This window comes from Sneathiella chinensis (assembly GCF_012720115.1).
Classification (GTDB): domain Bacteria; phylum Pseudomonadota; class Alphaproteobacteria; order Sneathiellales; family Sneathiellaceae; genus Sneathiella; species Sneathiella chinensis.
In genome coordinates this window covers 43,452-66,221 of sequence record NZ_VNWN01000008.1, presented here as the reverse complement: position 1 = coordinate 66,221, position 22,770 = coordinate 43,452, and the positions used below count along the sequence as shown (strand labels likewise).

The window sequence follows — 22,770 nt, the reverse complement described above, 5'->3', positions numbered from 1 at the left end:
GGTAGGGTTGCAGGCTGGCCGTATGGTGGCCTCCGCAAGGACAGACAATGACAGAGGCGGAAATCCGCAAGTTGGGACCGGGTCTCAGCTTGGGAAGGGGCCTCAAGTTAGGAAAGGGTAGGAGTCATTTAATGGCAAACAAGACTTATGCAGATGCAAGCAGTGCGCTGGAAGGCCTGCTGTTTGATGGAATGACCATCGCCGCAGGCGGTTTCGGTCTGTGCGGTATTCCGGAAAACCTGATCGCGGCCATCCGCGACTCGGGCGTCAAGGACCTGACCATTTATTCCAACAATGCCGGTGTCGATGATTTCGGTCTGGGCCTGCTGCTGGAAACCCGTCAGGTCAAGAAGATGGTTTCCTCCTATGTGGGGGAGAATGCCGAGTTCATGCGCCAGTATCTGTCCGGCGAACTGGAACTGGAATTCAATCCGCAAGGAACACTGGCTGAGCGGATGCGGGCCGGCGGTGCGGGTATTCCCGGTTTCTATACCAAGACCGGTGTCGGAACCCTGATTGCGGAAGGCAAGGAACATAAGGAATTCGACGGCGAGACCTATATTCTTGAGCGCGGGATTGTGGCCGATCTGTCCATTGTCAAGGCGTGGAAAGGCGATACACAGGGCAGCCTTGTCTATCGGAAGACCGCCCGGAACTTTAACCCCCTTGCAGCGTCTTGCGGCAAGGTGACCGTGGCCGAGGTCGAGGAACTGGTCAATGTGGGTGAGTTGGAGCCGGACAGCATCCATACACCGGGTGTGTATGTTCAGCGTCTCCTGAAGGGGGATCATGAAAAGCGCATCGAAAAACGCACAATTCGGGAAGCCTGATAGAGGAGAAGACAATGCCTTGGGATCGTAATCAGATGGCTGCCCGTGCAGCACAGGAACTTGAAGATGGAACCTATGTGAATCTCGGGATCGGGATTCCCACACTGGTCTCCAACTATATCCCGGAAGGGGTCGATGTGACCCTGCAGTCGGAAAACGGCATGCTGGGCATGGGGCCGTTCCCGACCGAGGACGAGATTGACGCCGACCTGATCAACGCCGGTAAGCAGACCATTACAGAACTGGACCGGACCAGCTATTTCGACTCTGCCCAGAGCTTCGCCATGATCCGCGGTGGCCATATCGCGCTGTCCATTCTGGGCGCGATGGAGGTTTCGGAAACCGGTGACCTCGCCAACTGGATGATTCCCGGAAAGCTGGTCAAGGGCATGGGCGGTGCCATGGATCTGGTCGCTGGCGTGAAGCGGGTTGTGGTCATCATGGACCACACCAACAAGGCCGGCGAAACCAAGTTGTTGAAAGAATGCACCTTGCCCCTGACCGGCAAGGGCGTGGTTGACCGCATTATCACCAATCTTGGGGTGTTTGATGTGGTTGAAGGGGGGCTGAAGATTGTTGAACTGGCCCCGGACCTGACCCGTGACGAGGTTGTCGCCCAGACCGAGGCGACGATTGTCGGCTGATACGGCAACGACAATCATTGAAAGAGGAGAGGGTCGCCGTTGGCGGCCCTTTCTTTTTGGGCGGACCCATACGGAAATAGGTACAATTTCCATTTTTGATCGGGAAAAGTGGTTTGGTGCATATTGCTTGTTCCAATTTGTAAGCATGCGAACTAATATGGCGGCATGACAACTATCAGATCGATGCTCGGGCCCTTCTCCCGGGCTCCAGCCGCCGTTCAGGCGGCTCTTTTAATGACTGCAGCATGCTTTTTTCTGGCTGTCCTTGGTGGCTTGATCAAGGGACTGTCCAATACGGGCATGCATGTCTTCGAAATTGTGCTTCTGCGGAACCTGGCCGGGTTGGTGGCGCTGGCCCCGTGGTTTATCCGTACCGGCGGCAAGGGGCTGAAGACCCAGCGTTTCGGGCTGTTCTCGATCCGCAGTTTCTTCGGCTTTGTGTCCATGCTGTCGTGGTTCTATGCGGTAACAGTGGTGCCGCTGGCCGAGGCGGTGGCGCTCAACTTTACCGCCCCGATCTTCGGGACCCTGCTAGCGATTATCTTCCTGAAAGAGGTTGTCCGCCTGCGCCGCTGGATCGCCATTCTGGTGGGCTTTGCCGGGGCCATGATTATCCTGCGGCCGGGCGCCATTGAACTTAATCCGGGGACCTATGCGGCGATTATCTCTGCGGCGACCATGGCCTGTTCGGTTACCTGTGTGAAAAAGCTGTCGGCGACGGAAAGTTCACCGGCCATTGTGGCCTGGACCCAGATCCTGATCATCCCCATGTCGCTGGTGCCCGCCCTGTTCGTGTGGCAAACTCCAACCTTGGAACAGATGTATTATGTGGTCGGCATGGGTGTTTGTGCCACGCTTGGGCATCTGATGTTCACACGGGCGTTCTCCCTTGCGGATGCGACCTATGTGATGCCGTTTGATTTCTTCCGTCTGGTTTTTGCCGCGGTGATCGGTTTCATGTTCTTCTCGCAGCAGCCGGACATGTTCGTCTGGATCGGGGCGGCGGTGATTTTCGTCTCGGCAGTCTATATCGCCTATCGGGAGGCCCGAACGGCATCGGAACGCCGCCGGGCGGATCTGGAAGGTACCATCAAGGCTCAGGCAAAGGCAGGCCCCCAGTCGTGATCGCCATCCGTACCCTTCGTCATTCATGGTTGTCCTATTGGGAACAGATACCGGACAATGGGAAGGGTGCGTTATGGATGTTGCTGGGGGCGCTGCTGTTCTCCTTCATGAGTGTGGGGATCAAGCATCTGGGGCAGGAACTGGACAGTTTCCAGATCGGTTTCCTGAGGGCCTTTATCGGGCTGATCGTGGTCTTGCCTTTTGCCTTGCGGGGCGGCATCCGGCCCCTGAAAACACGGGTTTTCAAGTTGCATCTTGCCCGCTCCCTTGTCGGGGTGACGGCCATGCTGTGCAGTTTCTACGCCATCACCCAACTGCCGCTGGCGGATGCGGTGGCCCTGAATTTTACAAAACCGCTGTTCCTGATCCTGCTGGCCGTTCTGTTTCTGGGCGAAAAGGTTCGCTGGCGGCGCTGGCTGGCGACGGCGGTGGGGTTCTGCGGTGTCATGGTCATGGTGCAGGCCAATCTGGAAATGGGGCTGGCGTCCGGGGTGGCCCTGTTCGGTGCAATGATGGTGGCGCTGGTTTCTGTATTCCTGAAAAAGCTGAGCCGGACCGAGGCGCCGACCACCATGATGTTCTATTTCGGGGTGATCAGTTCCCTCATCGCGCTTGTCCCGGCCCTGTATGTCTGGGTGCCCCCGACAACGGAACAGTTGCTGATCCTGCTGGTAACGGCGGCGGTGGGCTCCTGCGGGAATTTTTGCATGATCCGGGCTTTTGCCGCGGGGGAAGCAACGGTTGTCGCCCCGTTCGACTATATCCGGCTGATTTTCTCAGGCATCCTCGGTTTTGTGATTTTTAGCGAGGTTCCGGGCCCGTGGATGATTGTCGGGGCGGGGATCATCATCAGTTCCAGCCTGTATATCATGCAGCGAGAGGCCGCTCTTCGGAAAAAGCCGACAGGGGATTCAACACCGCTGGATAGCTGACGGATCAATCCGCCCCGGCGGTTTCCTTTTCCTTGTTCAGGAAGCTGCGCGCCTTGTCCCGGTGCTCATCACGAATGTTTTTCTGAACGGTTGCCATGGCGGCGGCAAGGACGCTGGCATCATCGGTAAAGCCAAGACCGGCGATAAAGTCGGGGATGACATCGGTCGGCAGGATGAAATAGGCCAGTGCGCCGAAAAGAACCGCTTTCACAAAGGCTGGGCTTTTCGAATCCATGGCGCAATAGAAGCTGGCGGTCACATCCTCGGCGAAGGGGATCTTGCCCAGATTGCCCCGCAGTTTCTGCGCGAAATCCCGCATGACAAGTTTCTTGTCCTGCTGCATCTTTTCCGCGTCAAACGCCGCCATTTTTTCATCATCCTGTTGCATGCTCCTGTATATGTCCCCGATCCGGAAGGATTGCAATATCCCTGCCTTTTCTTTTTTCATCGCAGCGTGTATTCAGAAGCATCGGTTAATAAAGAATAACATGCGTTGGAGAGAGAAATGGATATCGCGTCAAAAGCTGCCATCGTAACGGGCGGTGCTTCCGGTCTGGGTCAGGCGACAGCTCGCAAACTGGCGGCAGCCGGGGCAAAGGTTGCCATCTTTGATATGAACGAGGAAGCCGCCAAGGCCGTTGCCAGTGAAATCGGCGGTGTTGCGGTTCCGGTCAACGTGGCCGATGATGCGTCCGTCGAGGCGGCGTTTGAAGCGGCCCGTGCGGCCCACGGCCCGGCCCGTATTCTGGTCAACTGCGCCGGCATTGGTCCGGCGGCGAAAACGGTCTCCAGCAAGGGAATGCACCCGCTCGACAAGTTTCAGCAGGTGATCAACGTCAACCTGATCGGCACCTTCAACTGCATTCGCCGGGCGGCGGATGACATGTCGAAAATGGACCCCATGGAAAGCGGCGAGCGCGGCGTTTGCATCAATACGGCTTCTGTTGCGGCCTATGACGGGCAGATCGGTCAGGCCGCCTATGCGGCGTCCAAGGGCGGTATCGTCGGCATGACTCTGCCGATTGCCCGTGACCTGTCCAGCGTCGGTGTGCGGGTCATGACCATTGCACCGGGCCTGTTCAAGACGCCGCTTCTGCTGGGTCTGCCGCAGGAAGTACAGGATTCACTGGGCGCCAGCGTTCCGTTCCCGAGCCGTCTTGGCGATCCGTCCGAATATGCGGCGCTGGCCTGTCATATTGTCGAGAACCAGATGCTGAACGGGGAAGTGATCCGTCTTGATGGTGCCATTCGCATGGCGCCGAAATAAGCCTGCTTCAAACGGGGGCGGTGCCGGTCAGGCGCCGCCTGCCTTGTCCATGAAGGCGGCGAGGGTGATGTCCTTGTCCGTGACCCCGCCCGCATCATGGGTGCTGAGGGTGACCTCAACCCGGTTATAGACGTTGAACCATTCAGGGTGATGGTTCATGGCCTCGGCCTTCAGGGCAACCCGGGTCATAAAGCCAAAGGCCTGATTGAAGGTCTTGAAGGTAAAGGTCCTGTGAATGGCGCTGCGTCCCTCTACCGGTGTCCAGCCTGTCAGGGTCGCCAGTTTTTCCGCCATCTCCTGATCCGTCAATTTTCCGCTCATGGGTCCCGATCCCTTTTCCTGCCTGATTTCTGCTTCGCGCCCGGTGAATATAGGGGTATATGTTGCCATAGGAAAACCCCGTGTCGGAAAATGCCATGGTTCGCGTTCTTTTTGTCTGTCTTGGAAATATATGCCGCTCCCCCTCGGCGGAGGCGGTGTTTCGGGATCTTGTCGCCCGCGAAGGCCTTGAGGGTCAGATCGGGACCGATTCTGCGGGGACCGGTGCATGGCATATCGGCAATCCGCCCGATCCCCGCGCCCAGCAGGTTGCGGGCCGGTATGGGATCGCCATGGCGGATCTTCGGGCCCGTCAGGTAACCACGCGCGATTTCGCGGATTTCGACTATATCCTTGGCATGGATAACAGCAATCTTGCCAACCTGCATCGCCTGCGTCCCGAAAGCCACGCGGGGCATGTCTCGCTGATGCTGGATTTCAGTGACGCGGCGGATGGTGAAATCCCGGACCCCTATTACGGGGACCTGTCCGATTACGAGGCGGTGTTCGAGCTGTTGCTGCCGGCCGCACGGGGATTGCTTGACCATATTCGATCAACCCACAACCTTTAGTGATATTTTCAAAACATGACAAAAATCAGCGAAGTCAGCCGTAACTGGTGGCATGAAGAAACCGAGGGCGTTGCCTTTACCCATGCGCTGGATATGAAAAAGCTGCATGAAGAGCAAAGCCCGTTCCAGAAAATCGAGATATTCGAGCATGAAACCTTTGGCCGTGTCCTGACCCTTGACGGGCTGGTGCAGGCTTCCGAGGCGGATGAGTTCATGTATCACGAAATGGCGGTTCACGTTCCGCTGCTGGGTCGGGAGCGGCGCGAGGCCAGTGTCCTGATTGTGGGCGGCGGCGACGGCGGTATCCTGCGCGAGGTCCTGAAACATGATTTCGTGACCCGTGTTGTGATGGTCGAGATCGACGAGCGGGTTGTTGAACTGTCAAAACAGTATCTGGGCATCAACGGGGATTATGATGATCCGCGGGCGGAACTGGTGATCGGGGACGCCGCCGATTACATGCGGAAGGCCCGTGCCGCCGGCGACAAATTCGACCTGATCGTGCTGGACCTGAGTGAGCCAGTCGGGCCGTCCTCAACCGTTTTTACAGAAGAATTCTGCGAGAATTTCTCGGCCTGTATCACGGATGACGGGGTGGTGCTGGACAGCGACAGCATCTTTGTCGGCAAGGACCGGGCCTATTTCCTGCAGGAACTGTGCGGTGACAAGGACCAGAACCTGGTCTCCATCATGCAGAACCGGAAACTGCTGCCGCATGTATCGGGCTACCGGTCCATCGTTCAGCTTTACCCGGCCGCCGAGTTCGGCTTCTTCCTGTACAGCAAGGACGGGCATGACTATTCCCGCCCGGTGAAGGAACATGTGGGCCGTCACTATAACCCGGCCCTGCATACAGGGTCCTTTGCCCTGCCTACATGGTGGAAAACCAACCTGGGTTTCTAGGGCGTATCGTCCGCCGCAGGGTCGGGGGCCAGGTCGAAGGTCATTTCCTCGTGATAGATGGCCCCCGTATGGGCCAGATGGCTTGAGTAAAGCGAGAAATGGTCCACCTGAAAGGGTGGTATCCTGAACAGGGCCTGATCGGTCAGGAACCGCCGGACCCGCTCGTACGGGGAATTGTGGACGCGGGCCAGTGTGATATGCGGGCGATAGCTGCGCTCTTCCAGCTTGATGCCCGCTTCTTCAACGGCCTTGATGATTTTCCGGTTGAGCCGGGACAGGCTGTCGTTCTTTTTCACGCCCGCCCAAAGAACGCGGGGATGGCGGGTGCTGCCAAAGACCCCGACCCCTTCAATGGAAAGCTCAAAGGCCGGATGGTGTATCCGGCCGAGAGCCAATCCGATATCCATCATGCGGGGGCTGTCCACCTCGCCAATGAAGGCGAGGGTGACATGATCGTTGTCTTCCGGAATCCAGCGCGCCTCGGGGACCCCCCGTTTCAGGGCGGCCACCTGTTGCTTGACGGTGTCGGATAGTCCCAAGGCAACGAAAAGGCGCATGTCTGTCTCCTGTCCTCAGGGGCAGGGGTAGGGATGCTGGTTGTGGATTTCTTCCATCTTGTTGAGAATGTCCTCTGAAAGCTCAATGTCAATACTGCCGATATTGGCTTCCAATTGGGTCAGATTTGTTGCACCGATGATATTCGCGGTGACAAAGCGCCGGGAATTCACATAGGCCAGTGCCATCTGGGCCGGGTCAAGGCCAGCCTCGCGGGCCAGCGCCACATATTGCGCCGTGATGTCATGCGCCGTTTGCGAGGTATAGCGCTGGAAGCGGGTGAACAGGGAAAAGCGCGAGCCTTCCGGCATCTGGCCGTTCAGGTATTTCCCGCTCAGCATGCCCATGGCCAGCGGTGAGTAGGCCAGCAGGCCGCAATCCTCGCGAATGGAAACCTCTGCCAGACCCACTTCATAGGATCGGTTCAGCAGGCTGTAGGGGTTCTGCACGGACACCATCCGCGGCAGGCCGTGTTGTTCCGCCAGTTGCAGATAGCGCATGGTGCCCCACGCGGTTTCGTTGGACAGGCCCACATGGCGTACCTTGCCCGACTTCACAATGTCGCCTAGCGCCTGCAGGGTTTCCAGAAGATCGGTTGTGTCCTCCTCCTCGGCATGGGTGTAGCCGAGCTTGCCGAAGAAGTTGGTGCTGCGTTCCGGCCAGTGCAACTGGTAGAGGTCGATATAGTCTGTTTGCAGGCGTTGCAGGCTGGTATCCACCGCGATTTTAAGCTGCTTGGCATTGAGGCGCGGTGTTTCGCCGCTGGCGCGGAAATAGGTGGCATCAGAAGGGCCAACGGCCTTGGTGGCAAGGATCACGTCGTCGCGGCGTCCGCGGGCTTTCAGCCATGTGCCGATATACTGTTCCGTGCGGCCCTGTGTTTCCGCCTTGGGCGGGACAGGGTACAGTTCGGCTGTATCAATGAAGTTCACGCCCTTGTCCAAGGCGAAATCAAGCTGTTCGTGGGCTTCGCTTTCCGTGTTCTGTTCGCCCCACGTCATGGTGCCAAGACAAATGACACTCACATCCAGACCGGTCCGGCCCAGTTTCCTGTATTCCATTTTTCTTCCTGTAATCTGATTACTGTTTGGAGAGTTGCGTGTTGCGTTCATTCTGAAGGAAAGACACAACGAATGGCAGTATTTTTTCAACGATGATGCTCACCCCTTCGCGGTTGGGGTGAATGCCGTCTTCCTGATTGAGCGAGAGGTCCGCCGCTACCCCGTCCAGAAAGAAGGGGTAAAGGGGAATGTCATATTTGTCGGCGAGGGCGGGAAACAGGCTGTCAAATTCGGCCCCGTATTCAGGCCCCATGTTGGGCGGCGCCTTCATGCCGGTCAACAGAACCGGCAGGTTCCGCGCCTGCAGTTTTTCAATGATGGCGCTGAGATTCTGCCGGGTGACTTCCGGTTCGATCCCGCGAAGTGCATCATTCGCCCCCAGTTCCAGAATGACAAAATCGGCCCCGCCCGCCAGCGCCCAATCCAGACGTTGCAGGCCGCCGGTGCTGGTGTCCCCGGAAACGCCGGCATTCTCTACCGTCACGTTCAGGCTCTTCTGCCGCAGTGCCTCCTGAAGTTGAACGGGAAAGGCCTCTCCCGGGGGCAGGCCATATCCGGCGGTCAGGCTGTCACCAATGGCAACAATCCGGATACTGTCCTGACCTTTGGCCGTAGATGTGGTAACAAAAAGGGCCAGTGCCACAATCATGGCATTGAAAAACACGGCAAATTTGCCATATGCGAAAGAATCATTCACAAATCTAGACATTGGGATAACCGTGCCTCATTCGCCGATCGTTCAACTGGAAAATATCTTTCTCACACTTAAGTCTGAAGCCGGGCCTGTCAATATCCTTCGCGGAATTGATTTGACGGTTCAGGAGGGCGAGGCTGTCGGAATTGTCGGCCCGTCCGGGTCCGGAAAGTCCACCATGATGTCCGTTCTGGCCGGGCTTGAAAAACCGACAAAGGGGTCGGTAACGGTTGCCGGACAGCGGCTGGACAGCATGAGCGAGGATGATCTGGCCCGCTTTCGGCGGGACAATGTGGGTATTGTTTTCCAATCCTTTCATCTGGTGCCAACCATGACAGCGCTTGAGAATGTGGCCATTCCGCTGGAATTGTCCGGGGTTCCCAACGCGTTCGACCGGGCCGGGGAAAAATTGCGGGAAGTCGGTCTGGAAGGCCGGGCCACCCATTATCCATCGCAACTTTCCGGCGGCGAACAGCAACGGGTCGCGTTGGCACGGGCCATGTGTACACAGCCGAAAATCCTGTTGGCGGACGAGCCAACCGGGAATCTGGACGGGGCAACCGGTGACTTGATTGTGGATCTGTTATTTGCACAGCATGACGCCAGCAACACTACCATGCTGTTGATTACACATGACGAACAACTGGCTGCCCGCTGCGACCGGGTGGTCCGGGTCGAGGATGGCCGGGTGTTCGATACAGCCATGGCGGATGCAGAATGATCGCCCGGAATGTTGACAGTGTCGGCCCGACCGGAGAGCCCTTGTCGCTGGCCCTGAAATATGCCCTCCGGGATTTGCGCGGCGGTTTGAAAGGGTTCCGCATCTTTATCGCCTGCCTCATTCTGGGGGTGGCGGCCATTGCCGGGGTCGGGACCCTGTCCAGCTCCATCAATGCCGGATTGCAGGCCAACGGGCGGGTCATTCTGGGCGGTGATGTGGATTTGCGCCTGACCTCCCGCCCGGCAAGCCCGGAAGAATATGATTGGATCACCCGGCAGGGAACCGTCAGTGACATGCAGATGCTGCGGGCCATGGCCCATGCGGTTGATAACCCCTCAAGGGTCCTGACGGAACTGAAGGCGGTTGACGGTGTTTATCCCCTGTTTGGCAGCTTGAATGTGGACGGACAGACGGTGGACGGCAAGATGCTTCAGGGGGTGCTGGGGCCGGAAGGCGGACCGTTCGGGGCGCTGGTTGAAGGCACGCTTCTGGACCGATTGAAACTGGCGGTGGGCGACAAGCTGCGTATTGGCGGGTTGGAAGTGACCGTGCGCGGTATCATCCAGTCTGAACCGGACAAGGCCAGTCAGGGCATGGCGCTGGGGCCTCGGGTCATTATCTCGACCGAAGCCCTGAAACAGACGGGACTGATCCAGCCGGGCAGCCTGATCCGCTTTCACTACCGCCTTGACCTGAACGAGGGAACATCCATCGCTGACTTTCGCGGGCAGGTGATGACCGCCCTGCCGGATGCAGGGTGGCGGATTACGGATTCGTCCAACGGTGCGCCGGGCATCAAGCGGTTCGTGGACCGGGTGGCGTTGTTCCTGACGCTGGTCGGTTTGACCGCGCTGATTGTGGGCGGTGTTGGTGTGGGCAATGCGATCCGCGCCTATCTGGATGGCAAGATCCCCTCCATCGCTACGTTGAAATGTCTTGGGGCCAGCAGCCGTTTCATTTTCAGGATGCATTTCCTGCAGGTATTGATGCTCGCCTTCATGGGCTCCCTGATCGGGGTTCTGCTTGGCCTTGGCGGGGCGTTTGTAGCCTCGAAATTTCTGGCGCAGGCCTTGCCCGTCCCGGCGGTGGTGACCCTGCAATGGCAGCCGTTGGCGCTGGCCATGACCTATGGATTACTGACGGCTAGCCTGTTTGCGATCTGGCCGTTGGCCCGGGCGCGGGAAACACCGGCAGCCTCCCTGTTCCGGGATGCGTTTTCCCGCCATCGCTGGCCGCGCCCTGCCTATCTGGTGATGATGGGGCTGGCCTTGGCCTTTCTGATCGGACTGGCCATTGTAACCGCTGAAGAAAAAATCTTTGCCATCGGGTTCGTGGCGGCGGCGCTCGGGATTTTTGCCCTGTTATTCGGGGTTGGGTATCTGGTTCAGTTCGTGGCGCGTCAGGTGCCGCGCTCCCGCATTCCCTATTTGCGGCTGGCCATTGCCAACTTGCACCGGCCGGGCGCGGCGACGGCCAGTGTGGTTCTGTCACTGGGCCTCGGGCTGACGCTGTTTGTCACGGTGGCCCTGATCGAGGGCAACCTGCGGGCACAGGTGCAGGACCAGCTTCCTGAAAATGCACCGGCCTTTTTCTTTATCGATATCCAGAATGACCAGTTGGACAGTTTCGTTGAAACCGCCAGCAGCCTGAAGGGGATCAGTGACATTAATCATGTGCCGAACCTGCGGGGCCGGATTGTCCGGGTCAATGGCGTCCCGGCGGCAGAGGTCGCGGTGGCATCCGATGTGAAATGGGTGCTGCGCGGGGACCGGGGCCTGACCTATTCCCGGACCAAGCCGGTCAATGCCATTGTGGTAAAGGGGGAATGGTGGCCGGAGGATTATCAGGGCAAGCCACTGATCAGTCTGGATCAGGATGCGGCCCGTGGCATGGGGCTGGATATCGGCGATACCCTGACGGTTAATGTGATGGGCCGCGAGATTACCGGTGAAATCGCCAACCTGCGGGAAATCGACTGGTCAACGCTGGCCATCAATTTCGTGATCGTCTTCGATGCGGGAACCCTGACAGCGGCCCCGCACAGCCATCTGGCTACGGCCAAGGCGGACGGGGAATCAGAAGCAGAGCTGTTCAGGACCATCACCGGGCAGTTTTCCAATATCTCGGTGGTCCGCATGAAGGAGGCCTTGCAAACCGTCTCCCGCATTCTGGAGCAACTGTCGTCAGCCGTGACAGCAACAGCGTCCATCACGCTGGTGGCGGGTGTTTTCGTGCTGGCCGGGGCCTTTGCCGCAGGCCACAGGAAGCGGGTCTATGATGCGGTGATCCTGAAAGTTCTGGGGGCCACACGGCGGGATATCTTCAAGACCTTCCTGATCGAATATGCCCTGATCGGGTTGGTGACGTCCCTGATTGCGGTGGCGGCCGGGTGGGTCGCGGCATGGGTGGTGATCACGGAAATCCTGGATGCCAAATGGACCCATTTGCCGGGGACAGTGGCCGGGACAATTCTTGTCAGCGTGACGGTGACGCTTCTTTTCGGGATGTATGGATCATGGCGGGCCTTGGGGGAAAAGACGGCCCCGGTACTCCGATCGGACTAATTCACCGATTTCCCTTGAAATTTAACTCTTTTTCTCCAATATGTAGTTCAAATATAGAACCTTTAGGGTAGGAATAATGGCAACCGATTTCTCGAGATTGAATACCGCCAGAGCAGGTACTGTTGATCAGGCCGTTCTGGATGAGGGCCTTCGCGCCCATATGCTGAAAGTTTACAACTACATGGCATCCGGTCTGGCATTGAGCGGGGCTGTTGCTGCGTTCACTGCAAGCTCTCCGGCGTTCTTTAACCTTGTTTTCGGAACACCCCTGCACTGGGTTGTCATGCTGGCACCGCTTGGCCTGCTGTTCGCCATGAGCCGGGCAAGCAATTCCACGCTGAAAGTCCTGTACTGGGTCATGGTCGCCACCTTTGGTGTTTCCATTTCCTGGATTTTCCAGGTCTATACATCCGAAAGCATTGTCCGGGTGTTCTTCATCACGGCGGCCACCTTTGGAACCATGAGCCTGTTCGGCTACACCACCAAGCGTGACCTGACCGGCATGGGATCTTTCCTGATGATGGGCCTGTTCGGCATTATCATCGCCTCTGTGGTAAATATTTTCATGCAGTCCGAAATGATGCACTTCGTTGTGTCTGTTCTGGGTGTGCTGATCTTCACAGGCCTGACCGCGTTTGATACCCAGCGGATCAAGTCTGAATATTACCACGGTCACGATCAGGAAGTTCTGGAACGCGGCGCCATCTTCGGTGCGGTTTCCCTGTACCTCAACTTCCTCAACCTGTTCATGATGCTGCTGAGCCTGCTTGGCAACCGCGAATAGGAAAGACAAAATTTCCAGAAAAAAGCCCGGCCGTCGCGCCGGGCTTTTTTTGTTGTTTGCCGCAATATCGAATATGGGTTCACATTGCATTCGGGAATGATAAGATAGTTTGAAAACAAACTACTTTTAAAAAGAAGAAAGACACGGGTAATGCGGATTCTCATTGCAATGATGAAACATGAAACCAACACTTTTTCTCCGGTGGTGGCAGATTGGAAGCGGTTTCAGGATTGGGGGGCCCATCTTGGGGAAGATGCATTAAAGGCCTATGAAGGGACTGCCATGCCCATGGGCGCCTATATCGATCTGGCGCGGGAACGGGGCGCGGAAATTGTGACCCCGGTCGCCGCCGAGGCCATGCCCGCCGGCATGGTCACCACGGAAGCCTATAACAATCTGGTGAACCCCATTCTGGACGCGGTGCGCGAAGGCGTGGATTGCGCCATGCTGGATTTGCACGGGGCCATGGTGTCCGAGGTCACGCCGGACGGGGAAGGCACATTGCTGGAGCGTATTCGCGAGATCGACCCGGACCTGCCGATTGCCGTGACCCTTGATCTGCACTGTAACCTGACAGACAAGATGGTCAGCAACTGCACCACCCTGATCGGCTACAAGACATACCCCCATGTGGATATGTACGAGGTGGGGATGCAGATCGGCCGGGCCCTGCTCGACAGCATGGAAGGCAAGGTTGATCCGGTCATGTCATGGGGCAATGTCCCGCTTCTCAGCCAGACCCTGTGTCAGGGAACGGATGATGAGCCGATGGCCACCCTGATCCGCCTTTGCCGTGAAGCCGAACAGGAACCCGGCGTGCTTGCCGCGACCGCGTTTGGCGGCTTTGCCCTTGCGGATATGAAAGATTCCGGCAACTCCGTGATTATCGTGACAGACGGCGACCGCGCACAGGCGGATCGTATCCGCGACCGCATTCTTGCCAAGGCGTGGGAACTTCGCGAGGATTTCATCTATAAACACTCTCCGCTGGAAGAGCGGGTTGCCGAAGCAAAAACCATGACCGATGGTCCGGTCATTCTGCTGGATCATGCGGACAACTGTGGGTCCGGTGCAACGCAGGATGTGATGACCGTTATTGCGGAAATCCTGCGTCAGGACCTTGAGGATGTGGCCGTGGCCGCCGTATGGGACCCGGCAGCCGTTCAGGAAATGCAGAAGGCCGGCATCGGCAGCAAGATCACCCTGAAGCTGGGCGGAAAATCCGACATGCCGTCAATTGGCGAGGTCGGGGAGCCGCTTGAGGTCACCGGGACGGTCAAGGTTCTGACCAACGGGGAATGGACAGTACATGGCCCCATGTATACGGGCGTCAACGTCTTTATGGGCCCGACTGCGGTTCTGGATACGGGCAATATGGAAATCGTGATCGTGTCCAACCATCACGAGCCATGGGACATTGGTGTGTTTACCTCTGTCGGGATCCAGCCCCAGCACAAGCGCTATCTGGTCCTGAAAAGCCGGATCCATTACCGGGCCGGATTTGCCCCGATTGGCAAGGCGACCCTGACACTGGACGGCAAGGGGGTTACCACCTCCGACAATAATTTGCTGGACTACAAGAATGTTCGTCGTCCAATCTATCCGCTGGATCTGATCAACGAGGCGTGAGGACGGGAATGCAGGATTTATACGGCAACAGGGTAACAACCACATCCGCAGAAACAATCGATGCCATTGATCGATTTACAGAAAGCCTGATCGGATATGGAACGGACTTTGGGGCTGTATTTCCTGCATCGGACAATGATCCGGACTGCGCCGTTGTGGCGGCGCTGGCCGGGTTGCTGGGCCTGTTTATCGAAACACCGGACCGGCTGGATATCGCTGGCCGGTATTTTGCACGGGCGCGGGACGCCGCCGGTCAGGGGACAGAGCGGGAACAGCTTCTGGTCGGTGCCCTTTTGGCCATGCAGGACGGGGATATTGCAAAGGCCCTGAAACTGCACCGGACCCTGGCGGAACAATATCCGCAAGACCTGCTGTCGGCCAAGATCGGCCAGACCCATTACTTCAATCTTGGCGATGATGACGGCATGTTGTGGCTGGCCGATCAGGTGATGGATGCCCATCGCGATACGGCCTATGCCCACGGCATGAGGGCGTTCGGCCTTGAGCAGATGAGCCGCCTTTCCGAAGCCGAGGAAGAGGCGCGCCGGGCGACGGACATGCAGCGCCGGGAGCCTTGGGCGCATCATGCGGTGGCCCATGTGATGATCACGCAAGGGCGGCTGGACGACGGTATTCGCTGGATGGAAGCCTTAAGCGGCGAATGGGAAGACTGCAATTCCTTCATGTATACCCATAACTGGTGGCATCTTGCGCTTTTCCATCTTGAAAGCGAGGATTTCAGTGCCGCCCTGTCCCTGTATGACAAACATGTGTGGGGCCGGGACAAAACATTCAGTCAGGACCAGATCAACGCCATTTCGCTGCTGTGGCGGTTGGAACTGGCCGGTGTGGATGTGGGGGACCGATGGGCCGATGTGGCCGATCATGTGGCCGCTCGCACCTTCGTCAATGACCAGCCTTTTCTGGATATGCAATATGCCTTCGCCTTGGCGCGAGGCGGCAAGATGGAGGCGCTGGCAACCCTGATGGAGGGCATGAAGCGCCGGGCGGAAGGGGCACCCGCCCTGATCCGTATCGCGTGGCAGGAAGTGGCCCTGCCGGCAACCGAGGCCTTTGTGGCCTATGCGCGGGGTGATTATGGCGGCACCCTGTCCGCGTTGGGATCGGCCCGTGCCCAAATGCAGAAGATCGGCGGCAGTCACGCCCAGCGGGACCTGTTTGAACAGGTCTGGATCCACAGCCTGATCAAAAAGAAGCATTTTGATGAAGTGCTGCCGCTGTTGGAGCAGCGTGTGGCCTTCCGGGCACCGGTGAAGCTGGACCAGTCGTTGCTGCGGAATGCGCAAACGCAGGCGGCACTTTCCTGAGGGCGAGGGCGTCAGTCGATCGATTGAAGCCGTTTTTTATCGAAGACTTTCAGCACCTGAGACAGGGTTTTCCCCCGTTTCAGGATGCGCCCGTTTTGGCTGAGAACTGAAAAGGCCCCCTGACGGTTGGCGAGTTTCGGCTCTTTCGCAATACGGTAGACAGGCTTTTCCGTGGTGCGGTGATAGATGGCAAAGACACAGGAATGCCGGTCATGCCCAATGGCATAATCACGCCATTCTGCCTTGGCAACCATCTGGCCGTAGACCTGAAGAATCTGGCTGAGTTCAATTCTGTCGAAGAAAACAGGGAGGGGCGTTTGTCCCGGTCTGGCTTTCTGCACCGACCGGGCGGACACGTGTTCGTCGAAACTGACTACCTCGCTCATTCAAACTCCCGCCTTTTGGAATAAGTGTTTCCTATCTGGCGTCCAAGGTCAAGTATTGTGACATGGCAATCGCACTACTATTCTATATATGATCCCTATGGACAAAAAGAATGCGGAAAGGGACTGAAATGGCGGAAAAAGTGAACAAGAGTGACGCGGAATGGAAGGCGCAACTGACGCCGGAACAATTCAAGGTGACGCGGAAGAAAGGGACCGAGCGGGCTTTTACCGGAGTCTATCATGACAACAAGGAAGCGGGTGTCTATGCCTGTATCTGTTGCGGGGAGCCGTTATTCTCGTCCGAGACCAAGTATGATTCCGGGACAGGCTGGCCCAGTTTCTGGCAGCCCCTTGCCCCTGAAAAGGTCGGCGAGGTCGAGGATCGAAGCCTGTTCATGAAACGGACAGAGGTGATCTGTAATGCCTGTGATGCGCATCTTGGGCATGTTTTCCCGGATGGCCCGCAACCGACGGGCTTGAGATACTGCCTGAATTCGGCGGCGCTCGATTTCAGGAAACAGGAAGACTAGGGCCGCCCTTGCCATCGGGGCGGCGGCCCCTTGTCGTCACGCGCTTTCGGTTTCTAGGCCGTGGCGCGCTGGATCATTTCCTCGGAATAGTGACAGGCGGCAAAATGGCCGCCGTCTTCCACCTGCCGGAGGGCGGGGGTTTCTTCGGCACATTTGTCCGTTGCCATGGGGCAGCGATCGCGGAAGGCGCACCCGACCCTTCGTTCCGTCTGACCGGTGACGGAGCCGCTGAGGCGGATGCGATCCCGTTTCTTGCCCGCCGCCGGCTGCGGAACCGCGTCCAGCAGAATGCGGGTATAGGGATGCGCCGGCCGTGCAAACAGGTCCTCGGTCTTGCCCTTTTCCACGATGGAGCCGAGATACATCACGGCAACCTCGTCACAGAGATATTCCACAACCGCCAGATCGTGACTGATGAACATATAGGTGACGCCAAAGTCATCCTGCAGGTCCCGCAGCAGGTTGAGAACCTGCGCCTGAACCGACACGTCAAGGGCGGACACCGGTTCATCGGCGACAATCAGGGACGGACGGGTGATCAGGGCGCGGGCAATGGCGATACGCTGCCGCTGTCCGCCGGAAAATTCGTGGGGATACTTGCTGACATCCGTTGCCTTCAAGCCGACCGAGGTCAGAACCTCGGCCACCCGTTCGTCTTTTTCCTGACGGGACAGGCGCCCGAGGGCAGCCAGTGGTTCGGCGACGATGCGGCCAACGGTGTGGTGCGGGTCAAGCGAGCCGTAAGGGTCCTGAAACACCATCTGGAAATGCTGACGGTGCGGCCGTAATTCGTTGAAGGACAGACCGACAACCTCTTTGCCCATGATTTTCACGGAACCGGAATCTGTTGATTCAAGCGCCATGACATTGCGGGCCAGGGTGGATTTTCCGCAGCCGCTTTCCCCGACGATGCCGAAACTTTTACCCTCTTCAATGGAGAAGCTGACCCCGTTCAGAGCATAGACATAGCGCGGCGGTGCCGTCAGGCTTTCTTTCGGCAGCGGATAATGGCGAACCAGATCGGTGACTTCGAGAACTGTCTTGGTCATGTATAAAGCTCCCGCGAGCGTGCCTCGATGGCCTGCTCAAGATGATGACAGAGGACCTGATGATGGGGGCCAAGCTCTGATCGGGGGGGCGGGGTATTCCGGCAGATGTCGGTGGCCAGCGGGCACCGGTCTGTGAAGGTACAGCCCTTTGGCAGATTGACCAGATCGGGAACAGTGCCCGGAATTGTCGTCAGGCGACCCTTTCGCCCCAGACCCAGTTTGGGCATGGCCGCGAACAACCCTTGGGTATAAGGGTGGGTCAATTGTGAGAAGATCTGCTCGGTCGAGCCGCTTTCCACCACGGTTCCGCCATACATGACCACAACCTTTTCCGTATTTTCGGCAATGACGCCAAGGTCGTGGGAAATGAGAACCAGCGACATGCCTTCTTCGGCCACCAGTGTCTGGATCAATTCCAGAATCTGATCCTGGATTGTCACGTCAAGCGCAGTGGTTGGCTCGTCCGCGATCAGGATGTCCGGTGAACAGGACAGGGCAAGGGCGATCATCACCCGTTGGCGCTGGCCGCCGGAAAGCTGGTGGGGATAGTTGTAAATCCGCTCTTCCGGGTTGGGAATGCCGACCCGGTCCAGCAGGCGAATGGCCTGCTCGAAAGCCTCGGCCTTTGACAGCCGTTTATGAAGACGCAGCGGTTCCATAACCTGACGGCCCACCGTATGAACCGGGTTCAGGGACGTCATGGGTTCCTGAAAGATCATGGCCATGCGGTTGCCGCGAATGGTGCAAAGCTCCCGCTCGGATTTTTCCAGCAGGTTTTCCCCGTTCAGGAGGATACTGCCCTCTGTTGTGGCATTCTCCGGCAGCAGCCCCATCAGGGCCAGTGCCGTCATGGATTTGCCGCAGCCGCTTTCCCCGACGATACCAAGGGTCTGGCCCTTTTCCAGCGTCAGGTTCAGGTCCCGGACCGCACGCGCAGGGCCGGAAGCTGTCTGAAGATTTACGTTCAGGTTGTTTACGGTAAGCAAAGTCATTCTAGCGCTTCCTGCTCAGGCGCGGATCAAGAATATCCCGCAGTCCATCCCCCAGAAGGTTCAATCCGAAGACCGCAAGGGCAATGGCGGCACCGGGATAGACAGCCTGCATCGGGTGAAGGAACATAAGTGTCTGGGCTTCGTTCAGCATGCGGCCCCAGGATGGGTGCGGCGGCTGGGTTCCCAGTCCAAGATAGGACAGGGCAGCCTCTGCCAGAATGGCGAGGGCGAATTGGATGGTCGCCTGCACGATAATGATCGAGAGGATGTTCGGAAGCACATGTTCAAGGGTGATGCTGAGCTTGTTCTTTCCGGAGGCCCGGGCGGCCATGACATATTCACGGGCCCAGATCGCATTGGCGGAGCCCCGTGTCAACCGGGCGAAGACCGGGATGTTATAGATGCCAATGGCAATGATCGAGTTCACGCCCCCCGGCCCCAGAATGGCCGTGATCATGATGGCGGACAGGATCGCCGGAAAGGCGAAGGAAAAGTCGCTGAGCCGCATGATCAATTCTTCGGTCCAGCCCTTGCGGGCAGCGGCAAGAAGGCCAAGGCCAACGCCGGCAAACAGACCGATGGACACGGCAACAATCCCGACCGTGATGGAATTCTGGGTGCCGGTCATCAGCATGGACAGGACATCCCGGCCGAACTGGTCGGTGCCCAGCAGGTGATCTGCGGACGGGGTCAGGAACCGGTCCTTGATGACGATGTCATAGACCGTACCCGGCGTCCAGAACAGGGACACAATGGCACAGACCAGCAAAAACCCGGTGATGGTTCCGCCAATGACAAAGCTCCGGCTTTTGGCACAGCGGGAAATAAAGGAATTCGACGCAGTATTACTCATAGATCATGGGCCTTCAGGCGCGGGTCGATAACAGCATAGAGAAGGTCAACGACAAAGTTTGTCACCACGACCATACCTGCCAGCATCAGAACCACATTTTCCACTACGATGGTATCGCGGTTGTTGATGGCTTTCAGGACCGTGGAGCCAAGGCCGGGCAGATGGAAAACATTCTCGATGACAACGGTTCCGGCCAGCAGGTTTGCAAATTGCAATCCCATGACGGTCAGAACCGGGATCATGGCGTTCCGAAGAACATGCAGCCACAGGGTTGCCCGGCGGCTGAGGCCCTTGGCGCGGGCTGTCCTGACATAATCCTCACGATACACTTCCAGAACAGAGGAGCGCGTGATCCGGGCAAGGATGGCGCCCTGAACGGTTGCAAGGGCAATGGCCGGCAGCAAAAGCGCCTTGAAGCAGGCCCAGAAACCGGCTTCCCATCCGGGGAAACCGCCCGGTGGCAGCCAGCGCAAATTGACCGCAAAGAAAATGATCAGCAGGACGGCAAGCCAGAAGTTCGGGACGGAAATCCCAAGCTGGCTGAACCCCATCAGGGTGATGTCGCTGGTCTTGTTGTGATTGGCCGCAGCGTACAATCCGATGACAAGGGCCAGGGTCACGCTCAGAATCATGGACATGATCGCCAGCGGGACGGTGATCTTCAGGGCACCTTCAACCAGTTCCCAGACCGGAACCTTATAGGCATAGCTGTTGCCCAGCTCTCCTTGCAGGAGGCCGAAGATCCAGCCGAAATAGCGTTCAACCGCCGATTTGTCGAGGCCCAGCTCTTTTGTCAGGGCCTGAATGGCATCCTCGGACGCATCGACGCCAAGAATGACCAGCGCCGGATCGCCCGGCAGGATTTCCATGACGGTAAAGATGACCACTGACGCACCCACAAGGGTTGCCAGCAGTGTCAGGAACCGTTTTGCAAAAAAAACACTCATAAATCTGTCAGACTGGTAATTATATTAGGCCAAAGGCCAGTTTCTTATTAAATTATGATCACACACTATCCAGCATATTGTTTGTAGTCAATCATTCTCGTACATGGCAATATGAATTGAATGATCTATCAGTGTATCCTATTTTTCAGGGCAATTCAGGTGAAAACGACCAGAGGTGGTGTTTTGCCGCAAAATGCCTTGTGAAGCCCCGGCGAGTGGCCTATTTTTCCATCATGAGCGGCATCAGATCAATACTGTTCCACAAGGGACACACGCGATCCGGGTTGACGGGAAACCGTATCGGGCCGATCCGCCTGTTTTTTGCCCTGATTGCCGTTTTCCTCAATTTTCTGGTTCCCGTTACCCATAGTTCGCTGGCCATGGCCGATACCGGCAGTGCGTTGGTTGAGGTTTGTACGGGCGGCGGTATCAAGGTGGTGCGCATGGAGGTGCCGGTTGTCACCCCTGACGCTGACGCGGCGGCGGAGACCGGCGCCGGGATGCTGTGCGATGCCTGCCCGGATTGTCCGGTTTGCCAGTTTGGCGCCGTTCAGGTTGCGGCGCTGTCCCGGGTTGCAGAAACGGTTCCCTTTGAGGTGGCAAGCGGCCCCCTGCAGGGGCCATATTCCCCGCCTTCCCTGCGGGAAGGGCCGCCCCGGTTCTGGCCTGAAACACGGGCTCCTCCGGTTCTCTGACAGACTGCCTATCCCATTACCCGCCTGTCCGCAGGCGGTCTTTCGTCATTTCCATATCCATTTCCGGTCTGGCCGGAAATTTTAAACAGGTGAAACCATGAATAAGGTTTTTGCATATGCCGTTGCCCTGCTTGTTATTGTCGGGCTGACAATCGCCGCGTTGGTCTTTACCGGCGTTCTTTCGGGGCCGGGTCAGAAGTCCCGCTCCGGTATTATCGCCGGGGCACCGCAGATCGGTGGCCCGTTCGAGCTGGTGAACCACAAGGGTGAAACTGTCACCGACAAGGACTTTCAGGGCAAGATGATGCTGGTCTTTTTCGGGTATACCTTCTGTCCGGATGTCTGCCCCACTGAAATGCAGACCTTTGTCCAGACCCTGGACCTTCTGGGAGAGGACGCGGATCAGGTAACGCCTGTCTTTATCACGGTGGACCCGGAGCGGGACAGCGTGGATGTGGTGCGTGAATTTGTGGCTGCCTTTCACCCTGCCATTGTCGGTCTGACCGGAACCCCCGAGCAGATCACACAGGTGAAAAAGCAGTATCGTGCCTATGGTCAGAAAGCAAACAGCGAAGACAAGGAATATTATCTGGTCGATCACACATCCTTTACCTACCTGATGGGTAGGGATGGTTCGCTGTCCACTGTTTTCTCCTATGGCACCACCGCCGAGGAAATGGCGAAAGTCATTCGAGAACAACTTTGAAACAGAAAGTGAAAACGATGAATTTCGTCAAGATGATTGCCGTATCGGCACTGGCTGGCGTCGCCATGATGTCCAGCCTTCACACCCCTGCCTTTGCCGCCGGGGAAACGTCCCAACTGACAGCAGAGGATGCGTGGGCCCGTTCCCGACCGGCTTCTGCAAAGGTTGGCGGGGCTTATGTGACCCTGATTAACAACGGCAAGACGGATGATCGCCTGATCGGGGCGCAGTCTCCCGTTGCGGACAGAACCGAACTTCATACCGTGGAAATGCAAGACGGCATGATGAAGATGATGGAGGTCAAGGACGGCATCCCGGTTCCGGCAGGGCAGACAGTCGCCCTGAGGCCGGGCGGACTGCATGTCATGTTCATGGGGCTGAAAGAGACGATGGAGGAAGGCAAGACATTTCCCCTGACTCTGACCTTCGAACATGCCGGCGACAAGCAAGTGACCGTACAGGTTCGTGCTGCCGGGGCCATGAAAAACATGCCCCATGGCTCAATGAATCAGGGTGGCTCCATGAACCATGGCGGCTCGTTGAATCAAGACGGTACCATGGGTGGGGGCACAATGCCGCATATGGGAACCGATAAGGGACATATGGGGCAGGGCGAGATGCAGAAGCAGCATTCCAACTGATGCCTGACGGGGAGAGGCGGTTGCGCCTCTCCTTCTTTTCTGCT

At 57.6% G+C, this 22,770-nt stretch carries 26 protein-coding genes; 16 read left to right on the top strand and 10 right to left on the bottom strand.

Annotated elements, in window-relative coordinates; genetic code table 11:
- The first annotated feature begins 131 nt into the window (after positions 1-131).
- The 4 genes from FQB27_RS15200 to FQB27_RS15185 all read left to right on the top strand — a co-directional run bounded on the left by FQB27_RS15200 (position 132) and on the right by FQB27_RS15185 (position 3,531).
- On the top strand, positions 132-830 hold the full coding sequence (locus FQB27_RS15200; RefSeq protein WP_169561924.1) for a CoA transferase subunit A: 699 nt from the start codon (positions 132-134) through the stop codon (positions 828-830).
- Between the two features lie 14 nt (positions 831-844).
- On the top strand, positions 845-1,474 hold the full coding sequence (locus FQB27_RS15195) for a CoA transferase subunit B (RefSeq protein WP_169561923.1): 630 nt from the start codon (positions 845-847) through the stop codon (positions 1,472-1,474).
- A gap of 234 nt (positions 1,475-1,708) precedes the next feature.
- Positions 1,709-2,599 (top strand): DMT family transporter, encoded by an 891-nt coding sequence (locus tag FQB27_RS15190; RefSeq protein WP_169561922.1) that lies wholly within the window; start codon positions 1,709-1,711, stop codon positions 2,597-2,599.
- Positions 2,596-3,531 carry a DMT family transporter gene (locus tag FQB27_RS15185; protein WP_169561921.1) on the top strand — a complete coding sequence of 312 codons (936 nt, stop codon included), beginning with the start codon at positions 2,596-2,598 and terminating at the stop codon, positions 3,529-3,531. Before FQB27_RS15190 ends, FQB27_RS15185 begins: the two co-directional genes overlap by 4 nt.
- 4 nt (positions 3,532-3,535) lie before the next feature.
- On the opposite strand, the gene FQB27_RS15180 is transcribed toward FQB27_RS15185, so the two are convergent.
- On the bottom strand, positions 3,536-3,919 hold the full coding sequence (locus tag FQB27_RS15180) for a YkvA family protein (protein WP_169561920.1): 384 nt from the start codon (positions 3,917-3,919) through the stop codon (positions 3,536-3,538).
- A 117-nt stretch (positions 3,920-4,036) separates the two neighbouring features.
- Between FQB27_RS15180 and FQB27_RS15175 the strand changes: the two genes are divergently transcribed.
- On the top strand, positions 4,037-4,798 hold the full coding sequence (locus FQB27_RS15175) for a 3-hydroxyacyl-CoA dehydrogenase (RefSeq protein ID WP_169561919.1): 762 nt from the start codon (positions 4,037-4,039) through the stop codon (positions 4,796-4,798).
- Between the two features lie 27 nt (positions 4,799-4,825).
- Here the strand turns inward: FQB27_RS15175 and FQB27_RS15170 are convergent, their stop codons facing one another.
- A complete protein-coding gene (locus FQB27_RS15170) occupies positions 4,826-5,119 on the bottom strand; it encodes a 4a-hydroxytetrahydrobiopterin dehydratase (protein WP_169561918.1) in 294 nt (97 codons plus the stop codon).
- 95 nt (positions 5,120-5,214) lie between these two features.
- Between FQB27_RS15170 and FQB27_RS15165 the strand changes: the two genes are divergently transcribed.
- On the top strand, positions 5,215-5,688 hold the full coding sequence (locus FQB27_RS15165) for a low molecular weight protein-tyrosine-phosphatase (protein WP_169561917.1): 474 nt from the start codon (positions 5,215-5,217) through the stop codon (positions 5,686-5,688).
- A 15-nt stretch (positions 5,689-5,703) separates the two neighbouring features.
- On the top strand, positions 5,704-6,591 hold the full coding sequence (locus tag FQB27_RS15160; protein WP_169561916.1) for a spermine/spermidine synthase domain-containing protein: 888 nt from the start codon (positions 5,704-5,706) through the stop codon (positions 6,589-6,591).
- On the opposite strand, the gene thpR is transcribed toward FQB27_RS15160, so the two are convergent.
- The 3 genes from thpR to FQB27_RS15145 are packed head-to-tail and all read right to left on the bottom strand — an operon-like array spanning position 6,588 to position 8,916.
- On the bottom strand, positions 6,588-7,148 hold the full coding sequence (gene thpR, locus FQB27_RS15155; RefSeq protein WP_169561915.1) for an RNA 2',3'-cyclic phosphodiesterase: 561 nt from the start codon (positions 7,146-7,148) through the stop codon (positions 6,588-6,590). The genes FQB27_RS15160 and thpR overlap by 4 nt on opposite strands.
- Before the next feature lie 15 nt (positions 7,149-7,163).
- On the bottom strand, positions 7,164-8,207 hold the full coding sequence (locus tag FQB27_RS15150; RefSeq protein WP_169561914.1) for an NADP(H)-dependent aldo-keto reductase: 1,044 nt from the start codon (positions 8,205-8,207) through the stop codon (positions 7,164-7,166).
- Between the two features lie 19 nt (positions 8,208-8,226).
- A complete protein-coding gene (locus FQB27_RS15145; RefSeq protein ID WP_169561913.1) occupies positions 8,227-8,916 on the bottom strand; it encodes an arylesterase in 690 nt (229 codons plus the stop codon).
- A gap of 10 nt (positions 8,917-8,926) precedes the next feature.
- Between FQB27_RS15145 and FQB27_RS15140 the strand changes: the two genes are divergently transcribed.
- The 5 genes from FQB27_RS15140 to FQB27_RS15120 all read left to right on the top strand — a co-directional run bounded on the left by FQB27_RS15140 (position 8,927) and on the right by FQB27_RS15120 (position 15,927).
- On the top strand, positions 8,927-9,622 hold the full coding sequence (locus tag FQB27_RS15140) for an ABC transporter ATP-binding protein (RefSeq protein WP_284347914.1): 696 nt from the start codon (positions 8,927-8,929) through the stop codon (positions 9,620-9,622).
- Positions 9,619-12,186, top strand: coding sequence for an ABC transporter permease (locus FQB27_RS15135; RefSeq protein ID WP_169561911.1), 2,568 nt, complete (start codon positions 9,619-9,621; stop codon positions 12,184-12,186). Before FQB27_RS15140 ends, FQB27_RS15135 begins: the two co-directional genes overlap by 4 nt.
- Positions 12,187-12,262: 76 nt before the next feature.
- Positions 12,263-12,970, top strand: a complete 708-nt coding sequence (locus tag FQB27_RS15130) for a Bax inhibitor-1/YccA family protein (RefSeq protein WP_169561910.1) — start codon at positions 12,263-12,265, stop codon at positions 12,968-12,970.
- A 168-nt stretch (positions 12,971-13,138) separates the two neighbouring features.
- Positions 13,139-14,599, top strand: a complete 1,461-nt coding sequence (locus FQB27_RS15125; RefSeq protein ID WP_206374717.1) for a M81 family metallopeptidase — start codon at positions 13,139-13,141, stop codon at positions 14,597-14,599.
- 8 nt (positions 14,600-14,607) lie between these two features.
- Positions 14,608-15,927, top strand: a complete 1,320-nt coding sequence (locus tag FQB27_RS15120; RefSeq protein WP_169561908.1) for a tetratricopeptide repeat protein — start codon at positions 14,608-14,610, stop codon at positions 15,925-15,927.
- 11 nt (positions 15,928-15,938) lie between these two features.
- On the opposite strand, the gene FQB27_RS15115 is transcribed toward FQB27_RS15120, so the two are convergent.
- On the bottom strand, positions 15,939-16,313 hold the full coding sequence (locus FQB27_RS15115; protein ID WP_169561907.1) for a DUF2794 domain-containing protein: 375 nt from the start codon (positions 16,311-16,313) through the stop codon (positions 15,939-15,941).
- A 128-nt stretch (positions 16,314-16,441) separates the two neighbouring features.
- Between FQB27_RS15115 and msrB the strand changes: the two genes are divergently transcribed.
- A complete protein-coding gene (msrB, locus tag FQB27_RS15110) occupies positions 16,442-16,843 on the top strand; it encodes a peptide-methionine (R)-S-oxide reductase MsrB (protein WP_169562074.1) in 402 nt (133 codons plus the stop codon).
- 53 nt (positions 16,844-16,896) lie between these two features.
- Here msrB and FQB27_RS15105 read toward each other — a convergent pair whose 3' ends face one another.
- From FQB27_RS15105 to FQB27_RS15090, 4 genes are read right to left on the bottom strand one after another with little or no spacing between them, the layout of a single operon-like run.
- Positions 16,897-17,892 (bottom strand): ABC transporter ATP-binding protein, encoded by a 996-nt coding sequence (locus FQB27_RS15105; RefSeq protein ID WP_169561906.1) that lies wholly within the window; start codon positions 17,890-17,892, stop codon positions 16,897-16,899.
- On the bottom strand, positions 17,889-18,884 hold the full coding sequence (locus FQB27_RS15100) for an ABC transporter ATP-binding protein (RefSeq protein WP_169561905.1): 996 nt from the start codon (positions 18,882-18,884) through the stop codon (positions 17,889-17,891). Before FQB27_RS15100 ends, FQB27_RS15105 begins: the two co-directional genes overlap by 4 nt.
- 1 nt (position 18,885) lies before the next feature.
- Positions 18,886-19,737 (bottom strand): ABC transporter permease, encoded by an 852-nt coding sequence (locus tag FQB27_RS15095; protein ID WP_169561904.1) that lies wholly within the window; start codon positions 19,735-19,737, stop codon positions 18,886-18,888.
- Positions 19,734-20,684 (bottom strand): ABC transporter permease, encoded by a 951-nt coding sequence (locus FQB27_RS15090; protein WP_169561903.1) that lies wholly within the window; start codon positions 20,682-20,684, stop codon positions 19,734-19,736. Before FQB27_RS15090 ends, FQB27_RS15095 begins: the two co-directional genes overlap by 4 nt.
- A gap of 200 nt (positions 20,685-20,884) precedes the next feature.
- On the opposite strand from FQB27_RS15090, the gene FQB27_RS15085 reads away from it, so the two are divergent.
- From FQB27_RS15085 to FQB27_RS15075, 3 genes are all read left to right on the top strand, one after another.
- Positions 20,885-21,379 carry a DUF2946 family protein gene (locus FQB27_RS15085; protein WP_169561902.1) on the top strand — a complete coding sequence of 165 codons (495 nt, stop codon included), beginning with the start codon at positions 20,885-20,887 and terminating at the stop codon, positions 21,377-21,379.
- Between the two features lie 97 nt (positions 21,380-21,476).
- The gene (locus FQB27_RS15080) at positions 21,477-22,085 is read left to right on the top strand and encodes an SCO family protein (RefSeq protein WP_169561901.1); all 609 of its coding nucleotides are present in this window, start codon (positions 21,477-21,479) and stop codon (positions 22,083-22,085) included.
- Between the two features lie 17 nt (positions 22,086-22,102).
- A complete protein-coding gene (locus FQB27_RS15075) occupies positions 22,103-22,726 on the top strand; it encodes a copper chaperone PCu(A)C (protein ID WP_240953559.1) in 624 nt (207 codons plus the stop codon).
- Positions 22,727-22,770: the final 44 nt, after the last annotated feature.